Annotated in this window: 14 protein-coding genes; 12 read left to right on the forward strand and 2 right to left on the reverse strand. The window is 59.9% G+C overall.

Features of this window, described 5'->3' with window-relative positions; translation table 11 throughout:
- Positions 1–16: 16 nt before the first annotated feature.
- The 7 genes from cysG (at position 17) to PM04_RS02910 (ending at position 6,228) form a co-directional block, all read left to right on the forward strand.
- On the forward strand, positions 17–1,408 hold the full coding sequence (gene cysG, locus PM04_RS02880; protein ID WP_038003461.1) for a siroheme synthase CysG: 1,392 nt from the start codon (positions 17–19) through the stop codon (positions 1,406–1,408).
- Positions 1,405–1,710: a DUF2849 domain-containing protein gene (locus PM04_RS02885; protein ID WP_038003463.1), complete on the forward strand. Its 306-nt coding sequence runs from the start codon at positions 1,405–1,407 to the stop codon at positions 1,708–1,710. Before cysG ends, PM04_RS02885 begins: the two co-directional genes overlap by 4 nt.
- Positions 1,710–3,386, forward strand: a complete 1,677-nt coding sequence (locus PM04_RS02890) for a nitrite/sulfite reductase (RefSeq protein WP_038003465.1) — start codon at positions 1,710–1,712, stop codon at positions 3,384–3,386. Before PM04_RS02885 ends, PM04_RS02890 begins: the two co-directional genes overlap by 1 nt.
- Positions 3,376–4,128, forward strand: a complete 753-nt coding sequence (locus tag PM04_RS02895) for a phosphoadenylyl-sulfate reductase (protein WP_038003468.1) — start codon at positions 3,376–3,378, stop codon at positions 4,126–4,128. The genes PM04_RS02890 and PM04_RS02895 overlap by 11 nt, the downstream gene beginning before the upstream one ends.
- 9 nt (positions 4,129–4,137) lie before the next feature.
- Positions 4,138–4,554, forward strand: a complete 417-nt coding sequence (locus tag PM04_RS02900; RefSeq protein ID WP_038003470.1) for a DUF934 domain-containing protein — start codon at positions 4,138–4,140, stop codon at positions 4,552–4,554.
- A gap of 71 nt (positions 4,555–4,625) precedes the next feature.
- Positions 4,626–5,492 carry a ferredoxin--NADP reductase gene (locus PM04_RS02905; protein WP_116904088.1) on the forward strand — a complete coding sequence of 289 codons (867 nt, stop codon included), beginning with the start codon at positions 4,626–4,628 and terminating at the stop codon, positions 5,490–5,492.
- Positions 5,493–5,616: 124 nt separating this feature from the next.
- The gene (locus PM04_RS02910) at positions 5,617–6,228 is read left to right on the forward strand and encodes a DVUA0089 family protein (protein WP_038003472.1); all 612 of its coding nucleotides are present in this window, start codon (positions 5,617–5,619) and stop codon (positions 6,226–6,228) included.
- Between the two features lie 67 nt (positions 6,229–6,295).
- Here the strand turns inward: PM04_RS02910 and PM04_RS02915 are convergent, their stop codons facing one another.
- Positions 6,296–6,841 (reverse strand): hypothetical protein, encoded by a 546-nt coding sequence (locus PM04_RS02915; protein ID WP_052068409.1) that lies wholly within the window; start codon positions 6,839–6,841, stop codon positions 6,296–6,298.
- 169 nt (positions 6,842–7,010) lie between these two features.
- Here PM04_RS02915 and infC point away from each other — a divergent pair, with 169 nt between their 5' ends.
- Positions 7,011–7,556: a translation initiation factor IF-3 gene (gene infC / locus PM04_RS02920; protein ID WP_038003882.1), complete on the forward strand. Its 546-nt coding sequence runs from the start codon at positions 7,011–7,013 to the stop codon at positions 7,554–7,556.
- An 80-nt stretch (positions 7,557–7,636) separates the two neighbouring features.
- On the opposite strand, the gene PM04_RS02925 is transcribed toward infC, so the two are convergent.
- Positions 7,637–8,230, reverse strand: coding sequence for a lytic transglycosylase domain-containing protein (locus tag PM04_RS02925; protein ID WP_038003474.1), 594 nt, complete (start codon positions 8,228–8,230; stop codon positions 7,637–7,639).
- 139 nt (positions 8,231–8,369) lie between these two features.
- Here PM04_RS02925 and ssb point away from each other — a divergent pair, with 139 nt between their 5' ends.
- The 4 genes from ssb (at position 8,370) to trpE (ending at position 13,585) form a co-directional block, all read left to right on the forward strand.
- A complete protein-coding gene (gene ssb, locus PM04_RS02930) occupies positions 8,370–8,909 on the forward strand; it encodes a single-stranded DNA-binding protein (RefSeq protein ID WP_038003476.1) in 540 nt (179 codons plus the stop codon).
- A gap of 41 nt (positions 8,910–8,950) precedes the next feature.
- Positions 8,951–10,135 (forward strand): aminotransferase, encoded by a 1,185-nt coding sequence (locus PM04_RS02935; RefSeq protein WP_038003478.1) that lies wholly within the window; start codon positions 8,951–8,953, stop codon positions 10,133–10,135.
- A gap of 78 nt (positions 10,136–10,213) precedes the next feature.
- Positions 10,214–12,073, forward strand: a complete 1,860-nt coding sequence (locus PM04_RS02940) for a peptidylprolyl isomerase (RefSeq protein ID WP_038003480.1) — start codon at positions 10,214–10,216, stop codon at positions 12,071–12,073.
- Between the two features lie 3 nt (positions 12,074–12,076).
- Positions 12,077–13,585, forward strand: coding sequence for an anthranilate synthase component I (gene trpE, locus PM04_RS02945; RefSeq protein WP_038003482.1), 1,509 nt, complete (start codon positions 12,077–12,079; stop codon positions 13,583–13,585).
- Positions 13,586–13,587 lie beyond the last annotated feature (2 nt).

Consider the following 13,587-nt stretch of genomic DNA (forward strand, 5'->3'; position numbering starts at 1 on the left):
ACCGAAGAGGCACGCAATGCAACACTTCCCCATCTTTATGGCCGTCGCGGGACGGCGCATCGTTTTGTCCGGCGGCGGTGACGCGGCTCTCGCGAAACTGCGCCTCCTGCTCAAGACCGAAGCCAACATCACCGTCTTCGCCGCAGACCCTGCACCCGAAATCCAGACGTGGGCCCAGCAAGACCGCCTAACGCTGCACCCCCGCGGAATGGAACCCGGCGATGCCATGTGTGCCGTCCTGTTCTACGCCGCCAACGAAGATGCGACCGAAGACGCCCGCGTAGCCGATATAGCCCACCGCGATGGCGCGCGCGTCAACATCGTCGACAACCTTGCCGACAGCCAATTCATCACACCGGCAATCGTCGACCGGGACCCCGTTGTCGTGGCCATCGGCACAGAAGGTGCCGCCCCGGTTCTGGCCCGCGCAATTAAGCGTGACCTTGAGGAAAAGCTGCCAGCGCAACTGGGCACCTTGGCCCGTATCGGCAAAACATTTCGCCGCGCAGTTGAGGTCCTGCCATTCGGCAAAGCACGGCGCGATTTTTGGGCTGAGTATTATTTTGACCACGGTCCCAAGTCGTTGGAACTGGGCGAAGACGCGGTCATCCCAGCACTTAAAGATCATCTGACAAACGCCCTGAATAAATCACAAAAGGTCGGTCATGTTGATCTGGTTGGCGCGGGTCCAGGTGATCCTGATCTATTGACGCTCAAGGCGCGCAAGGCGTTGGACAAGGCCGATGTCGTCATCCACGACCGCCTCGTGCCACATACAATTCTTGAGCTGGCCCGTCGCGAAGCCACGATCATTGATGCGGGCAAAACTGGGTTTGGCCCCTCGACACCGCAAGGTGATATTGACGCTCTGATCGTCGAGCACGCGCGCGCCGGTGCACATGTCGTGCGCCTCAAAGCCGGCGACGCCACCGTGTTCGGCCGTCTGGATGAAGAGTTGGATGCGATTGCCGCCGCAGGGGTCAGCTACACGATCATCCCCGGTATCACCGCCGCCTCTGCCGCTGTTGCAACCATCGGGCAAAGCCTGACCAAGCGGGGCCGCAATTCTGCGGTGCGCCTGATCACCGGGCACGACACCAAGGGCTACGCGGACCAAGACTGGCGCGCGCTAGCCACTCCCGGTGAGGTCGCCGCGATTTATATGGGCCGCACGGCCGCACGCTATATCCAAGGCCGCCTGACGATGCACGGTGCGGACCCGGCGACGCCCGTCACCATCGTAGAACACGCGAGCCAACCCGGCCAGCGCATCCATACTGCGACGTTGGGCACGCTGTCCGACACTATGGCGGGTGTTACTGGTCCTGCCCTCACTCTTTACGGCCTCGCGCCGCGCGCCGCACTTGATGCGGTCGAAACCCTGCCCCTACAGGAGGTCGCCCAATGACCCGCGCCTTTACCCCCAAAGTTCTGACCGCCAACCACTTGCTCGAAGGCGATGTCGTCTACCTCAGCGCGTCTGGCGGTTGGGTGCGCGACCTTGCGCAGGCAGAAGTGCTAACCAACGAAGCCGACGCTCAAATCCGGCTCATCGAGGCCGAGCAACAAGTCGACACCGTTGTCGGCGTGTACCTCGCCGATGTCACACCCGAGGGCCAACCCAAACACTTCCGCGAAGATTTTCGCGCGACGGGACCATCGAACTATGCGCATGGCAAACAGGCCTCAACCCAAGCGGAGCTGAACTAATGTATCAATACAATGACTTCGATACCGCATTTCTGACGGAACGCAACGCTCAGTTTCGCGCTCAGGTGGAACGCCGCATCAACGGCTCCCTGACGGAGGACGAATTCAAGCCACTGCGCCTGATGAATGGGGTCTACCTGCAATTGCACGCCTACATGCTGCGCGTCGCAATCCCATATGGCACGCTCAACAGCGCGCAGATGGACATGCTGGCGCATTTGGCGGCGAAATACGACAAAGGCTATGGGCACTTCACCACCCGTCAAAACATCCAGTACAACTGGCCCAAACTGCGGGACATCCCCGACATGTTGGATGATCTGGGCACCGTTGGGATGCACGCGATGCAGACCTCGGGCAACACAATCCGGAACGTGACGGCGGACCATTTTGCCGGTGCTGCCGCAGATGAGGTCGCGGACCCGCGCCCCTATGCCGAGCTGCTGCGCCAATGGTCCACCGATCACCCGGAATTCCAGTTCCTACCGCGCAAATTCAAGATCGCCGTCACCGCGGCCGAGGCTGATCGCGCCGTGATCCGTGCCCATGACATCGGCCTGCAACTGGTCGAGCAAGATGGAGAGACTGGGTTCAAGGTAATCGTCGGTGGTGGGCTTGGGCGCACGCCAATGATCGGCAAGGTCCTGCGCGACTTCCTGCCCATGGCCGACCTGCTGCCCTATTGCGAGGCAATCGTATCGATCTACAACCGCCTTGGGCGCCGGGACAACAAATACAAAGCCCGCATCAAGATCACCGTGCATGAGAACGGAATTGAGACAATCCGCGATCAGGTTGAGGCGCGTTTTGCGCAAATCCGCCCGGCCTTTACCGGGGTCGATCAGAGCCTTTTGGCGGACATCAAAGCCCAATTCGCGGCCCCCGATTTTGCCGAGAAATCCGAGGCGCCATTTACGGCGGCCTATGATGCCGACCCGGTTTTCCGGTCTTGGGCGGATACGAACCTGACCGCGCACAAGGCGCAGGGCTACGCCATTGTTTCGATCTCAATCAAGAAACAGGGCGACACCCCGGGCGATGCGACGGCCGAACAAATGCGCGCTATGGCTGAACTTGCCCGCACCTACGGGCATGACGAATTGCGCATTTCGCATGAGCAGAACGTGATCCTGCCCCATGTTCACTGCGCCGATCTGCCTGCGCTGCACGCCACGCTTAAGGCGCATGGTTTGGCGACCTCTAACATCGGCCTCATCTCGGACATCATCGCCTGCCCTGGCATGGATTATTGCGCGCTTGCGACGGCCCGCTCGATCCCTGTTGCGCAACAAATCGCCACCCGGTTTGATGAGCTGAAGCTGGAGCATGACATTGGTGAGCTAAAGATCAAAATCTCGGGCTGCATCAACGCCTGCGGACACCACCACGTGGGGCATATTGGTATCCTAGGCTTGGACCGCGCCGGGGTTGAGAACTATCAGATCACACTTGGCGGCGACCATACCGAGACCGCGGCAGTCGGCGAACGGGCGGGCCCCGGCTTTGCCTACGATGAAATCGTGCCCGCGATTGAGCGTCTGATTGCGGCGTATCTTGATCTGCGCAACAGTCCGGATGAGCGCTTCATCGACGCCTATCGCCGCCTCGGCCTCGCGCCGTTTAAGGCCGCCCTTTATCCGGCCGTGAACACAGGGGGCAAAGCCGATGCCGCTTGATTTCGAAGGCCCAATGACCGACCGGGTCGCAGGCCTCAACGCCGCGTATAAACACCATTCGGCCTTTGCCGTGCTGTCGCGCGCCTTGACCGATCCGGACGTTGGCCGCATTGCGTTGGTGTCTTCGTTTGGGGCGGAATCTGTTGTGCTGTTGCATATGCTGTCCGTCATGGACCGCAACACGCCTGTACTGTTCCTTGAGACAGGCATGCTGTTCCCCGAAACCCTGCGGTATCAACAGGACCTTGCGGAGCACTTGGGCCTGCGGGATGTACGCCTGATCCGGCCCGACACGAACGCAACCTTTGCCCACGACCCGGAAGGGGATCTGCACCAACGCGACGCCGATGCGTGCTGTGCCTTGCGCAAAACCGCGCCACTGGACCGCGCTTTGGGGGACTTTGACGCGTGGATCACCGGGCGCAAACGCTTTCAATCCGGAGACCGTGCAGCGCTTGAATTCTTTGAGGCCGGCGATCTGCGGATCAAGGTGAACCCCTTGGCCCATTGGGCGCCCGCCGACGTGGCTGACTATATGGACAACAACAAACTGCCGCGCCATCCACTTGTGGCGCAGGGCTATCCATCCATTGGCTGCGCGCCCTGCACATCGCGCGTCGCACCCGGCGATGACCCACGCTCTGGCCGGTGGCGGGGCAAAGAAAAAACCGAATGCGGTATCCATTTTACAGCGCGCGGCGCTGAACGCGGCACAGCCTCTGGCGCTGTGGTCGCAGGTTAGGACATGACTATGACAAACGTTTTGATCCAAGACACAGGCTTTGTGGCCGATGATTTCACCGGCACGTTTTTGCCCCCCGAGGCCCTGCCCGCCAACGATGCAGCCTTGGCTGTGGATCTAGCATCCGACGCCGATTTGGCCGTCCTGGATGGCCTGCTGGACCGGATCACCGCCATTCGCGTCGATTTCCCCAGCTTTGCTGATGGACGGGGCTTTACGATCGCCGCTCAACTGCGACGGATCGGGTTCACAGGTCGGCTGCGCGCCCATGGCCACGTGATCGCCGACCAATACGCGATGGCGCGGCGGTCCGGCTTCGATGAGGTCGAAATCCCCCAAGCTCTCGCAGAGCGCCAGCCAGAGCCTGAGTGGCTGGCCCGCGCCAATTGGCAGACCCACAGCTATCAAAATCGTATGCGCGGATAACCTACGCCAAGGCGCGGCCACCCGCCGCCTTTCCCTGAGACAGATCAAAGCCTACGAGAGGGGCACGCAGTATGTTGCGTGCGATTATACCCATGACCGAGCACAAGCCCTTGACCGACACCGCCACAGCTACCCCCGTTTTGCCCGATGCCCAAACCGTGACGGAGGTAAAGCACTACACTGACCGTTTGTTTTCCTTCAAAGTCGCCCGCCCCCAGAGCATGCGTTTCCGCTCGGGTGAGTTCGTGATGATCGGCTTGATGGGGGAACCAAACCCCAAGACCGGCAAGGCCAAGCCACTTTTGCGGGCCTATTCCATTGCCTCGCCCAGCTGGGACGAAGAGCTTGAGTTTTACTCGATCAAGGTTCCCGATGGGCCGCTGACCTCACGGCTGCAACACATCACGCCTGGTGATCAGATCATCCTGCGGCCCAAACCCGTGGGCACGCTGGTCCATGATGCGCTGATCCCCGGCAAACGGCTGTGGTTGTTTGCAACCGGTACCGGGTTTGCGCCCTTTGCCTCGCTGTTGCGTGAGCCGCAAACATATGAAGATTTCGATGAAATCATCATCACCCACACGTGCCGCGAAGTGGGTGAGCTGACCTACGGCCGTGACCTGATCGAAGCCCTCAAAGAGGACGAGTTGCTCGCAGAGGTCATCGGAGAGGGTTTTTGGCAAAAGATCAAATACTACCCCACCACCACCCGTGAAGAGAGCCCAAAGATGGGCCGTATCACCGACCTGATGAACTCTGGCGAAGCGTTTAAAGACCTTGGCGTGCCCCAACCCACGCCCGAAACGGACCGGGCCATGATCTGCGGCAATCTCGCGTTCAATCTGGAACTGAAGGCGATGCTCGAAAACTACGGGCTGGAAGAAGGCGCAAACTCAAAACCCGCGCATTACGTGGTTGAAAAAGCCTTCCTCGATTAAGCTCCCACACCCAATTGTGGCGTTCCTGCGACGGGGACGCCGCAATGTTTCACGAATTAAGTCTCAAATTTACACGGGTTATGAGCGACTCAGAGAGCAATCAATTGTTCGTTCTGAGGATTTCATGACCAAATTTGCATCGCTCATCGTTGCCGCAAGCCTCGCCCTTTTTGGCGGTCCAGCCGCGGCCTCTACCCTTTCGGCCACCCATACGTTGACCCAAGCCGGCACTGTCGGCTCCGTCAGCACGCTTCAGTTCCAAGTGACCCAAGCGGGCCTGTTTGACATTTACACCGACGGTCCAACCATCGACCCGGTGCTATACCTGATCGCCGATCGCGACGGGAATGGCGCAATTGACGCCAGCGACCCCTTGATCGCCAGCAATGATGACAGCTGCCGCGTTGGGTTTCGGTCGTTTTGTAACCAAGCGGGCGCTTGGCACAACTCGCTGATTGAGGCGCAGAGCCTTAGCCTCGGCACCTACTTCGCCGTCGTGTCAGACTATTCGTTTTCAGTGTCAGAGGCCCGCAACGGCGTAAACGGTCGCTTGGGCGAGACTCAACTGGTTGGCGATGTAACAACGTTTGTGACCTCAGCGCGTTATAGCACGCGGGGCGGCACCGTGGCACCAGTATCGGCGGTCCCCTTGCCCGCATCGGGCTTTATGATGCTCGGTGCGTTTGCAATGCTGGGCGCTGGCGCGGCTTCTCGCCGGCGGAGGCGTTCTGCCTAGGACAGACACACCATTCACAAAAGGGCGGCTCATCTGGGCCGCCCTTTTGCTTTAATCTAAAGTCAGCTCACAACCCAAGTGCTTCTTTTACCTGAGAAATCACACTCTCAACCAGCTCTGGGTTATTGCGAGCCTCTTCTACCAATGCCGAAAGTCCGGTCTTTTGTAGGATACCCAAATCCGAGTTTTCCAGCGCATCAAGGATCCCGTCGGCATCAAACCCATCTGCGGTCAAAAAACCCTCCAGTCCGCTGAGCTCAGGCACAGCAGCGGAAACTGCGTCCGTCACATTTGTTGCCGCGTCGGATGCGGCCTCTTCGGCAGCTTCAACAGCACCCGTCACACTTTCAACGGCGTCATCCACAGCCTCTTGCGCCGTCTCTGCCGCGTCACTGGCGGCCTCAGCGGCGGCATCTGTGGTGGCCTCTACGGCGTCTTGCACCGCTTCCGCAGCCTCCTGCGTGGCTTCAGGTGCCGCTTCTGGCGGTGTCACTTGCACCACTGGCGCAGGATCCGCGCCTTGAGTGTTCATCTCACCCAATTGCGTCCAGACCACAGCCCCAACTGCACCAAAAACCACCGCAACCGCCCCTACGATCAAACCTCGAGACATCTTCACGCTCCTTTTGACGACCCGAACAGCGGGCCACACCATTTTGAGATGCTGACTTTAGGGCTGTTATGCAAGCCAAGGGCAAACTTCGCGTTTTATCGGCTTGAAGATGCCGGTTTTCGCAGCTATTTTGCGCACTCTAGTCGGAGATCATAGAAGGATAAAACCGATAGCCCGCAGACCACACAATGCGCCCCCCGTTCGTGATACGGGACCGCGCGTGAATGACCGAATTCGTGCCACTGAAATCCGACTGATCGGCGCGGAAGGAGAAAACCTTGGAGTCGTCTCTCCCGCCAAAGCGATGTCGCTGGCTGACGAAGCCGGGCTTGATCTGGTAGAAATCTCCCCCAACGCTGTGCCCCCCGTGTGTAAAATCATGGACTTCGGCAAGTTCAAATATGAACAGCAGAAGAAAGAAGCAGAGGCGCGCAAGAAGCAAAAGATCATCGAGATCAAAGAGGTCAAGTTCCGCCCCGGCACTGACACCAATGACTACGATGTGAAAATGCGCAACGTTTACAAGTTCCTAGAGAACGGTGACAAGGTCAAGATCACGCTGCGCTTCCGCGGCCGTGAAATGGCGCACCAGAACTTGGGCCGTGAGCTGCTTGAGCGTGTTGCCGGTGACGTTGACGGATTGGGCAAGGTTGAGAACATGCCCAAGATGGAAGGCCGCCAGATGGTCATGATGATTGGCCCCGTCGCCCGCTAGGCTTTGATCAACGCATATGGCCGCATTCCAGACGGTCAAACATTCCAAAAGGGCGGTTTCCCCGCCCTTTTTTCATGGGTTCACGAGCCCAAGGATGTGCCCAAAATCGCCTTCACGTAATGGCGTGTCTCGCGAAAGGGCGGCACACCGCCATGCTTTTCCACGGCACCCGGTCCTGCGTTATACGCCGCCAATGCCAACCGCCAGCTGCCAAATTTGCGATACTGTTGGGCCAAGTAGCGCGCCCCACCCTCGAGGTTTTGGCGCGGATCGCGCGGATTTACGCCCAAATCCCGGGCCGTCGCCGGCATCAGTTGCGCCAACCCCAACGCACCCTTGCTCGACTTTGCCGACGCATTCCAGTTGCTTTCTTGCTTAACCAACCGGAGGAACAAGTCCTCTGGGATGCCATGACGGCGCGCCATTTCCCGCGCAGTCGGAAGGTACTGTGACTGCATCGACCCGGTGTAGCGCGGGATCGCCACAGCCGACGCCCCAAAGCTCTGCGGCTGCAACCGCACCGAGTTGGAGTATTGTTTGGACAGCCGTCCATCCATCAACTGCGTCTGGTTTTCAAAGATAGCCATGCGGTTCGAGCTGGACGCCGTGGTTGACTGAGCGGTAACCGACATCGGCACCGCAACCGTCGCAATGATCACCCATAACAGCCGCATCCTGTCCGCCCCCGCGTCCCTCGTTCCCGGTGAATATAACAATAATTCGCAACATGGAAAGACACGGGGCTTTTGCGCCTTTCCTTCCCTGCCCTCGAATGGTTTTCTGCGCCAAACGGATTCGAAAGGGAGAACGGCCATGGCAGGCTCCGTGAACAAAGTCATCATCATCGGAAATCTTGGCCGCGACCCCGAGGTCCGCAGCTTTCCTAATGGCGGCAAGGTGTGCAACCTGCGCATTGCGACCTCTGAAACTTGGAAAGACAAGAACAGCGGTGAGCGTCGTGAAAAGACCGAATGGCATTCTGTCGCGATCTTTTCTGAGCCGCTGATCCGCGTCGCAGAGCAATATCTGCGCAAAGGCTCCAAGATCTACATCGAAGGCCAACTGGAAACGCGCAAGTGGCAGGACCAAAACGGTCAAGACAAATACAGCACTGAGGTGGCTCTGCGCCCCTACCGTTCTGAGCTGACCATGCTGGATGGTCGCGGCGAAGGCGGCGGTGGTTCCGGCGGCGGTGGCGGTGGCTACGGTGGTGGTAGTGGCGGCGGCTATGGCGGCGGTGGTGGTGACTACGGTGGCGGCGGAGGCGGCTACGGTGGTGGCGGCGGCAACCAAGGTGGTGGCTTTGGCGGCGGCGGTGGTGCCTCGGACATGGATGACGAAATCCCGTTCTAAGCGGGCATGAAGTTCACCCCCTAACCTACTGAGAAAAATATATGTTGGTAAATCCCGATCTCGCCGCCACTCTGTCGCCTCCCGTGATGGAGGCCAGGCGGTGGATCGCGGAAACGACATTCCCACCAGAGCGGCCCTTGCTGAACCTCAGTCAAGCCGCTCCGGTGGACCCGCCCCCCGCACCGTTGCGTGCGGCCATGGCAGACATCATTCAAAACGACAGCAGCGCGCACCTTTACGGCCCCGTACTAGGGTTGCAGCCATTGCGCGAACGCGTGGCGCAAACATGGTCCGACGCCTATGGTGGTACGGTTTCCCCGGCGAATGTGGCCATTACCTCTGGCTGCAACCAAGCGTTCACGGCCGTGGTTTCGACACTGGCCCAAGCGGGCGACAACGTTATCCTTCCCAGCCCTTGGTACTTTAATCACAAGATGTGGCTCGATATGGCGGGTATCGGCTGCCGCGTCCTCGAAAGTGGCACAGATCTGTTGCCTGATCCGCAGGCCGCCGCCGCCCTCATCACCCCGCGCACACGGGCCATCGTCTTGGTCAGTCCGAACAATCCGGCGGGCGTCGAATACCCCGCTGAGTTGATGCAGGCGTTCTTTGATCTGGCCCGGTCCCATGGGCTGGCCCTGATCGTCGATGAAACCTATCGCGATTTCGACAGCCGCACCGGCGCGCCCCATAATCTATTTCAAGACCCCAATTGGGACGACACCCTGATCCAGCTCTATAGCTTTTCCAAAGCATACCGCCTGACCGGGCATCGCGTTGGCGCCATCGTCGCTGCAACCGACCGGATGGCACAGGTCGAAAAGTGGTTGGATACCGTCACGATCTGCCCCAACCAGTTGGGTCAACGCGCGGCCCTTTGGGGGATGGAGAACCTCGGTGAGTGGCTCGCAGGCGAACGCACCGAAATCTTAGCGCGCCGCGCTGCGATGGAGACAGGGTTCAAGAAACTCCCGGATTGGGGCCTGCTTGGGTGTGGGGCTTATTTTGCCTACGTGGCTCACCCATTCGACAAACCATCCGATGCGGTGGCCAAGTCGCTGGTGCAGGACGCCGCCGTCTTGATGCTGCCGGGGACAATGTTTGGCCCCACCCGCGATATGGGCGGCTCTGGCCGGGCAGAAAACACCCTGCGCATCGCCTTTGCTAACGCAGACGCGGCCGGAATAGCCACGCTATTTGAACGGCTGTCCGCCCTAACGCACTAAAGCCGCCCGCGCCCGCTTGCCCTGCCCTGCGCGGCTGCGTAAACAACATTAACCAAAGCCTTTCCAACGGAGACCCCGATGACAAAATCCACCACGAAAAAGGTGTCGAATATTGCCATGTGGGGTGTCCTCGCGCTCCTGATGTTTGCGCTTGCGGGCTTTGGCGTAACGGGCTTTGGCGGCTCTGTCCGGGTTGTGGCCGAAGTCGGTGATCAAGAGGTTACGACCAACGCCTATGCCCGTGCGATCCGCCAAGAGCAGCGCAACCTGCAACAGCAGACAGGTCAGGCTTTGTCGCTGTCAGACATGCAAAGCTTTGGGATTGATCGTGGCGTTCTGGCCCGGCTGATCGCCTCTGCGGCCCTTGATAACGAAACAGCGCGCTTAGGTATTTCGGTCGGTGACGCGGAGGTCGCACGCCAAATCGCCTCGATCCCAGCTTTTCAGGGCGTTGACGGCACATTTGACCGTGACGGTTATACCTTTGCGCTCCGCTCCGCAGGATTGAATGAGCGGGAATTTGAACGCCAAGTCCGCTCCGAGACTGCGCGTGATATTCTACAAGGCGCGGTCTTGGGAGGCATCAGCCCGTCCTCGACCTTCGCCGAACTGATCGCCAACTGGGAATTTGAGACCCGCGACATCACGCTGGTCACAGTCACGATGGCCGATTTGGATGCGGGTCCGCTGGCCCCTTCGGCGGATGAGCTGCAATCCCATTACGACGAAAACGCCGCCGTTTTCACGGCCCCCGAGGCCCGCCGCATCAAGGTTGCTTGGGCCACGCCTGAGCAATTGCTCAGCACGATCGACGTCCCCCAAGCAACTCTGCAAGAACTGTACGAACAGCGCAGCGATGAGTTTAGCCAACCCCCTCGCGTCTTGGCCGAGCGCCTTGGCTTTGCCGACCGCGCCGCTGCCGATGCCGCCTTGGCCGAGATGACCGCAGGCATAACGACATTCGATGCGCTTGTGACCGAGCGTGGCTTGACGCTAGACGATGTGGACCAAGGCGAATTGGCGGCATCCGATGTGTCCGACGCTATTGCGGCTGCATTATTCGCTTCGGATGAGCCCGGCCTGGTTGGTCCCGTTGACACTGACCTCGGGCCCGCGATCTATCGCGTGAACGCCGTGTTGTCCGCCACAGAAGTTCCGCTTGAGGACGTCGCTGACGTGCTGCGGGCCGAATACGCCCGCGACCAAGCGCGCCGCGTTCTGTCGGATGCCATCCCCGAGATCGACGATCTGCTCGCGGCAGGAGCCACCCTTGATGAGTTGGCAGCCGAGACAGACCTGAACGTTGAAACCATCGAATGGCGCCAAGGCGACAGCGATGGGATCGCGGGCTACGATGCCTTCCAACTTGCGGCGGCTGCCGTCCAAGACGGGGACTTCCCCGAGGTATTGGAACTGTCTGACGGCGGTGTCTTTGCGATTGAACTGCTAGAGGTCATCCCACCTGCTTTGCCCCCGCTGTCCGATATTGAGGCTGACGTAACCGCCAGCTGGGTCGCCGCCTCAAACGCCGCGCGTGTATTAGAGAGGGCAACGGCATTGGCCGACAGTGAAGCAACATTGGAAGACCAAGGCCTAGAGACTGAGACCATCGCAGGCCTCGCCCGTGACGGAGTGCTAGAGGGTGCGCCTCGTGCCTTGGCAACCCAAGTCTTTGTCCTCGAAGAGGGAGAGGTCGCCGCGATTGCGGGTCCCGACGCCACAGCATTTGTCGCCCGGGTGGACCGCATTGTATCGGCAGACCGCAGCGCACCAGAAGTTATTCAAACTGTCGACGCGCTTGAGCAAGCGATCCTACGCGGCCGCGCCCAAGACGTGTTCGAAGCCTACGGCCAAGCGGTACAAGCCAACGCAGGCCTGACCGTGAACCAACAAGCGATCAATGCCGCCAACGCATCGATCGGCCAAGGGGGCCTGTAAACCATGGCGCTTTTGCCCGACTACGACGCCTTCGCCGCCGGCTGGGAGGCTGGCGAGAACCAAGTCGTCTATGCCCGGATCGCGGCTGATTTGGATACGCCGGTGTCCCTCATGCTCAAGCTCGCGGACGCGGAGCCTATGTCATTTGTGCTTGAGTCCGTGACAGGCGGTGAGGTGCGTGGCCGGTATTCGATCATCGGGATGAAGCCTGATCTTGTTTGGGAATGCAGGGGTGAGAGTTCGCGCCTAAACCGCTCTGCCCGCTACGACACCGATGCGTTTGAGCCTTGTGCCGACGCACCCCTTACGGCTTTACGCGCCATCCTCGCTGAAAGCCGCATTGACCTGCCCGATGATCTGCCTGCCTCTGCGGCGGGGCTTTTTGGGTTTCTTGGGTACGACATGATCCGGCTGGTGGAACACTTACCCAATGTGAACCCAGACCCCCTCGGCCTGCCCGATGCATTGATGCTGCGCCCATCGGTTGTCGCCGTTTTGGATGGTGTAAAGGGTGAGGTTATTCTGGTCGCCCCTGCATGGGTGGGCTCTGGGCTGAACGCCCGCGCAGCCTATGCCCAGGCCGCGGAACGTGTGGCCGATGCCCTGCGCGCGTTGGAACGCAACCCGTCTGCCCCACGCGGTGAGGCAGAGGCAGCCGACCTGCCCGCCCCTGTGTCCAACTTCACCAAGCCCGACTATCTAGCCGCCGTGGACAAGGCCAAGGATTACATCCGCGCAGGCGATATCTTTCAGGTTGTCCCGTCCCAACGCTGGACCCAAGACTTTCCACTGCCGCCCTTCTCGCTTTACCGCGCGCTGCGCCGTACGAACCCATCGCCGTTTATGTTCTACTTCAACATGGGCAGCTTTCAGGTGGTTGGGGCCTCGCCCGAAATCCTTGTGCGGGTCTTTGGCCAAGAGGTCACGATCCGACCCATTGCAGGCACCCGCCCCCGGGGTGCCACCCCAGAAGAAGACAAGGCGCTTGAGGCCGATCTATTGGCTGATGCCAAAGAACTGGCAGAGCATCTGATGCTGCTCGATCTGGGTCGCAACGACACGGGCCGTGTGTCCAAAATCGGCACGGTGCGCCCAACGGAACAATTCATCATCGAACGCTACAGCCACGTCATGCACATCGTCTCGAATGTTGTGGGCGAACTGTCGGATGACCACGATGCACTGTCTGCACTGTTGGCGGGTCTGCCTGCGGGTACAGTCTCTGGCGCGCCAAAGGTGCGTGCGATGGAAATCATCGACGAATTAGAGCCCGAAAAGCGCGGCGTCTATGGCGGGGGCTGCGGTTACTTTGCCTCAAACGGTGATATGGATATGTGCATTGCACTGCGCACGGCCGTGATCAAAGACGGCAAGCTGTACATCCAAGCCGGTGGTGGCGTGGTCTATGACAGCGACCCAGAGGCTGAGTTCCAAGAAACGGTCAACAAATCGAAGGCGATCCGGGCGGCAGCGACTGAAGCCGCACGGTTTGCCGGTCGCGGGAACGTCTAGAC

This window comes from Thalassobacter sp. 16PALIMAR09 (assembly GCF_000765485.1).
Classification (GTDB): Bacteria; Pseudomonadota; Alphaproteobacteria; order Rhodobacterales; family Rhodobacteraceae; genus Thalassobacter; species Thalassobacter stenotrophicus.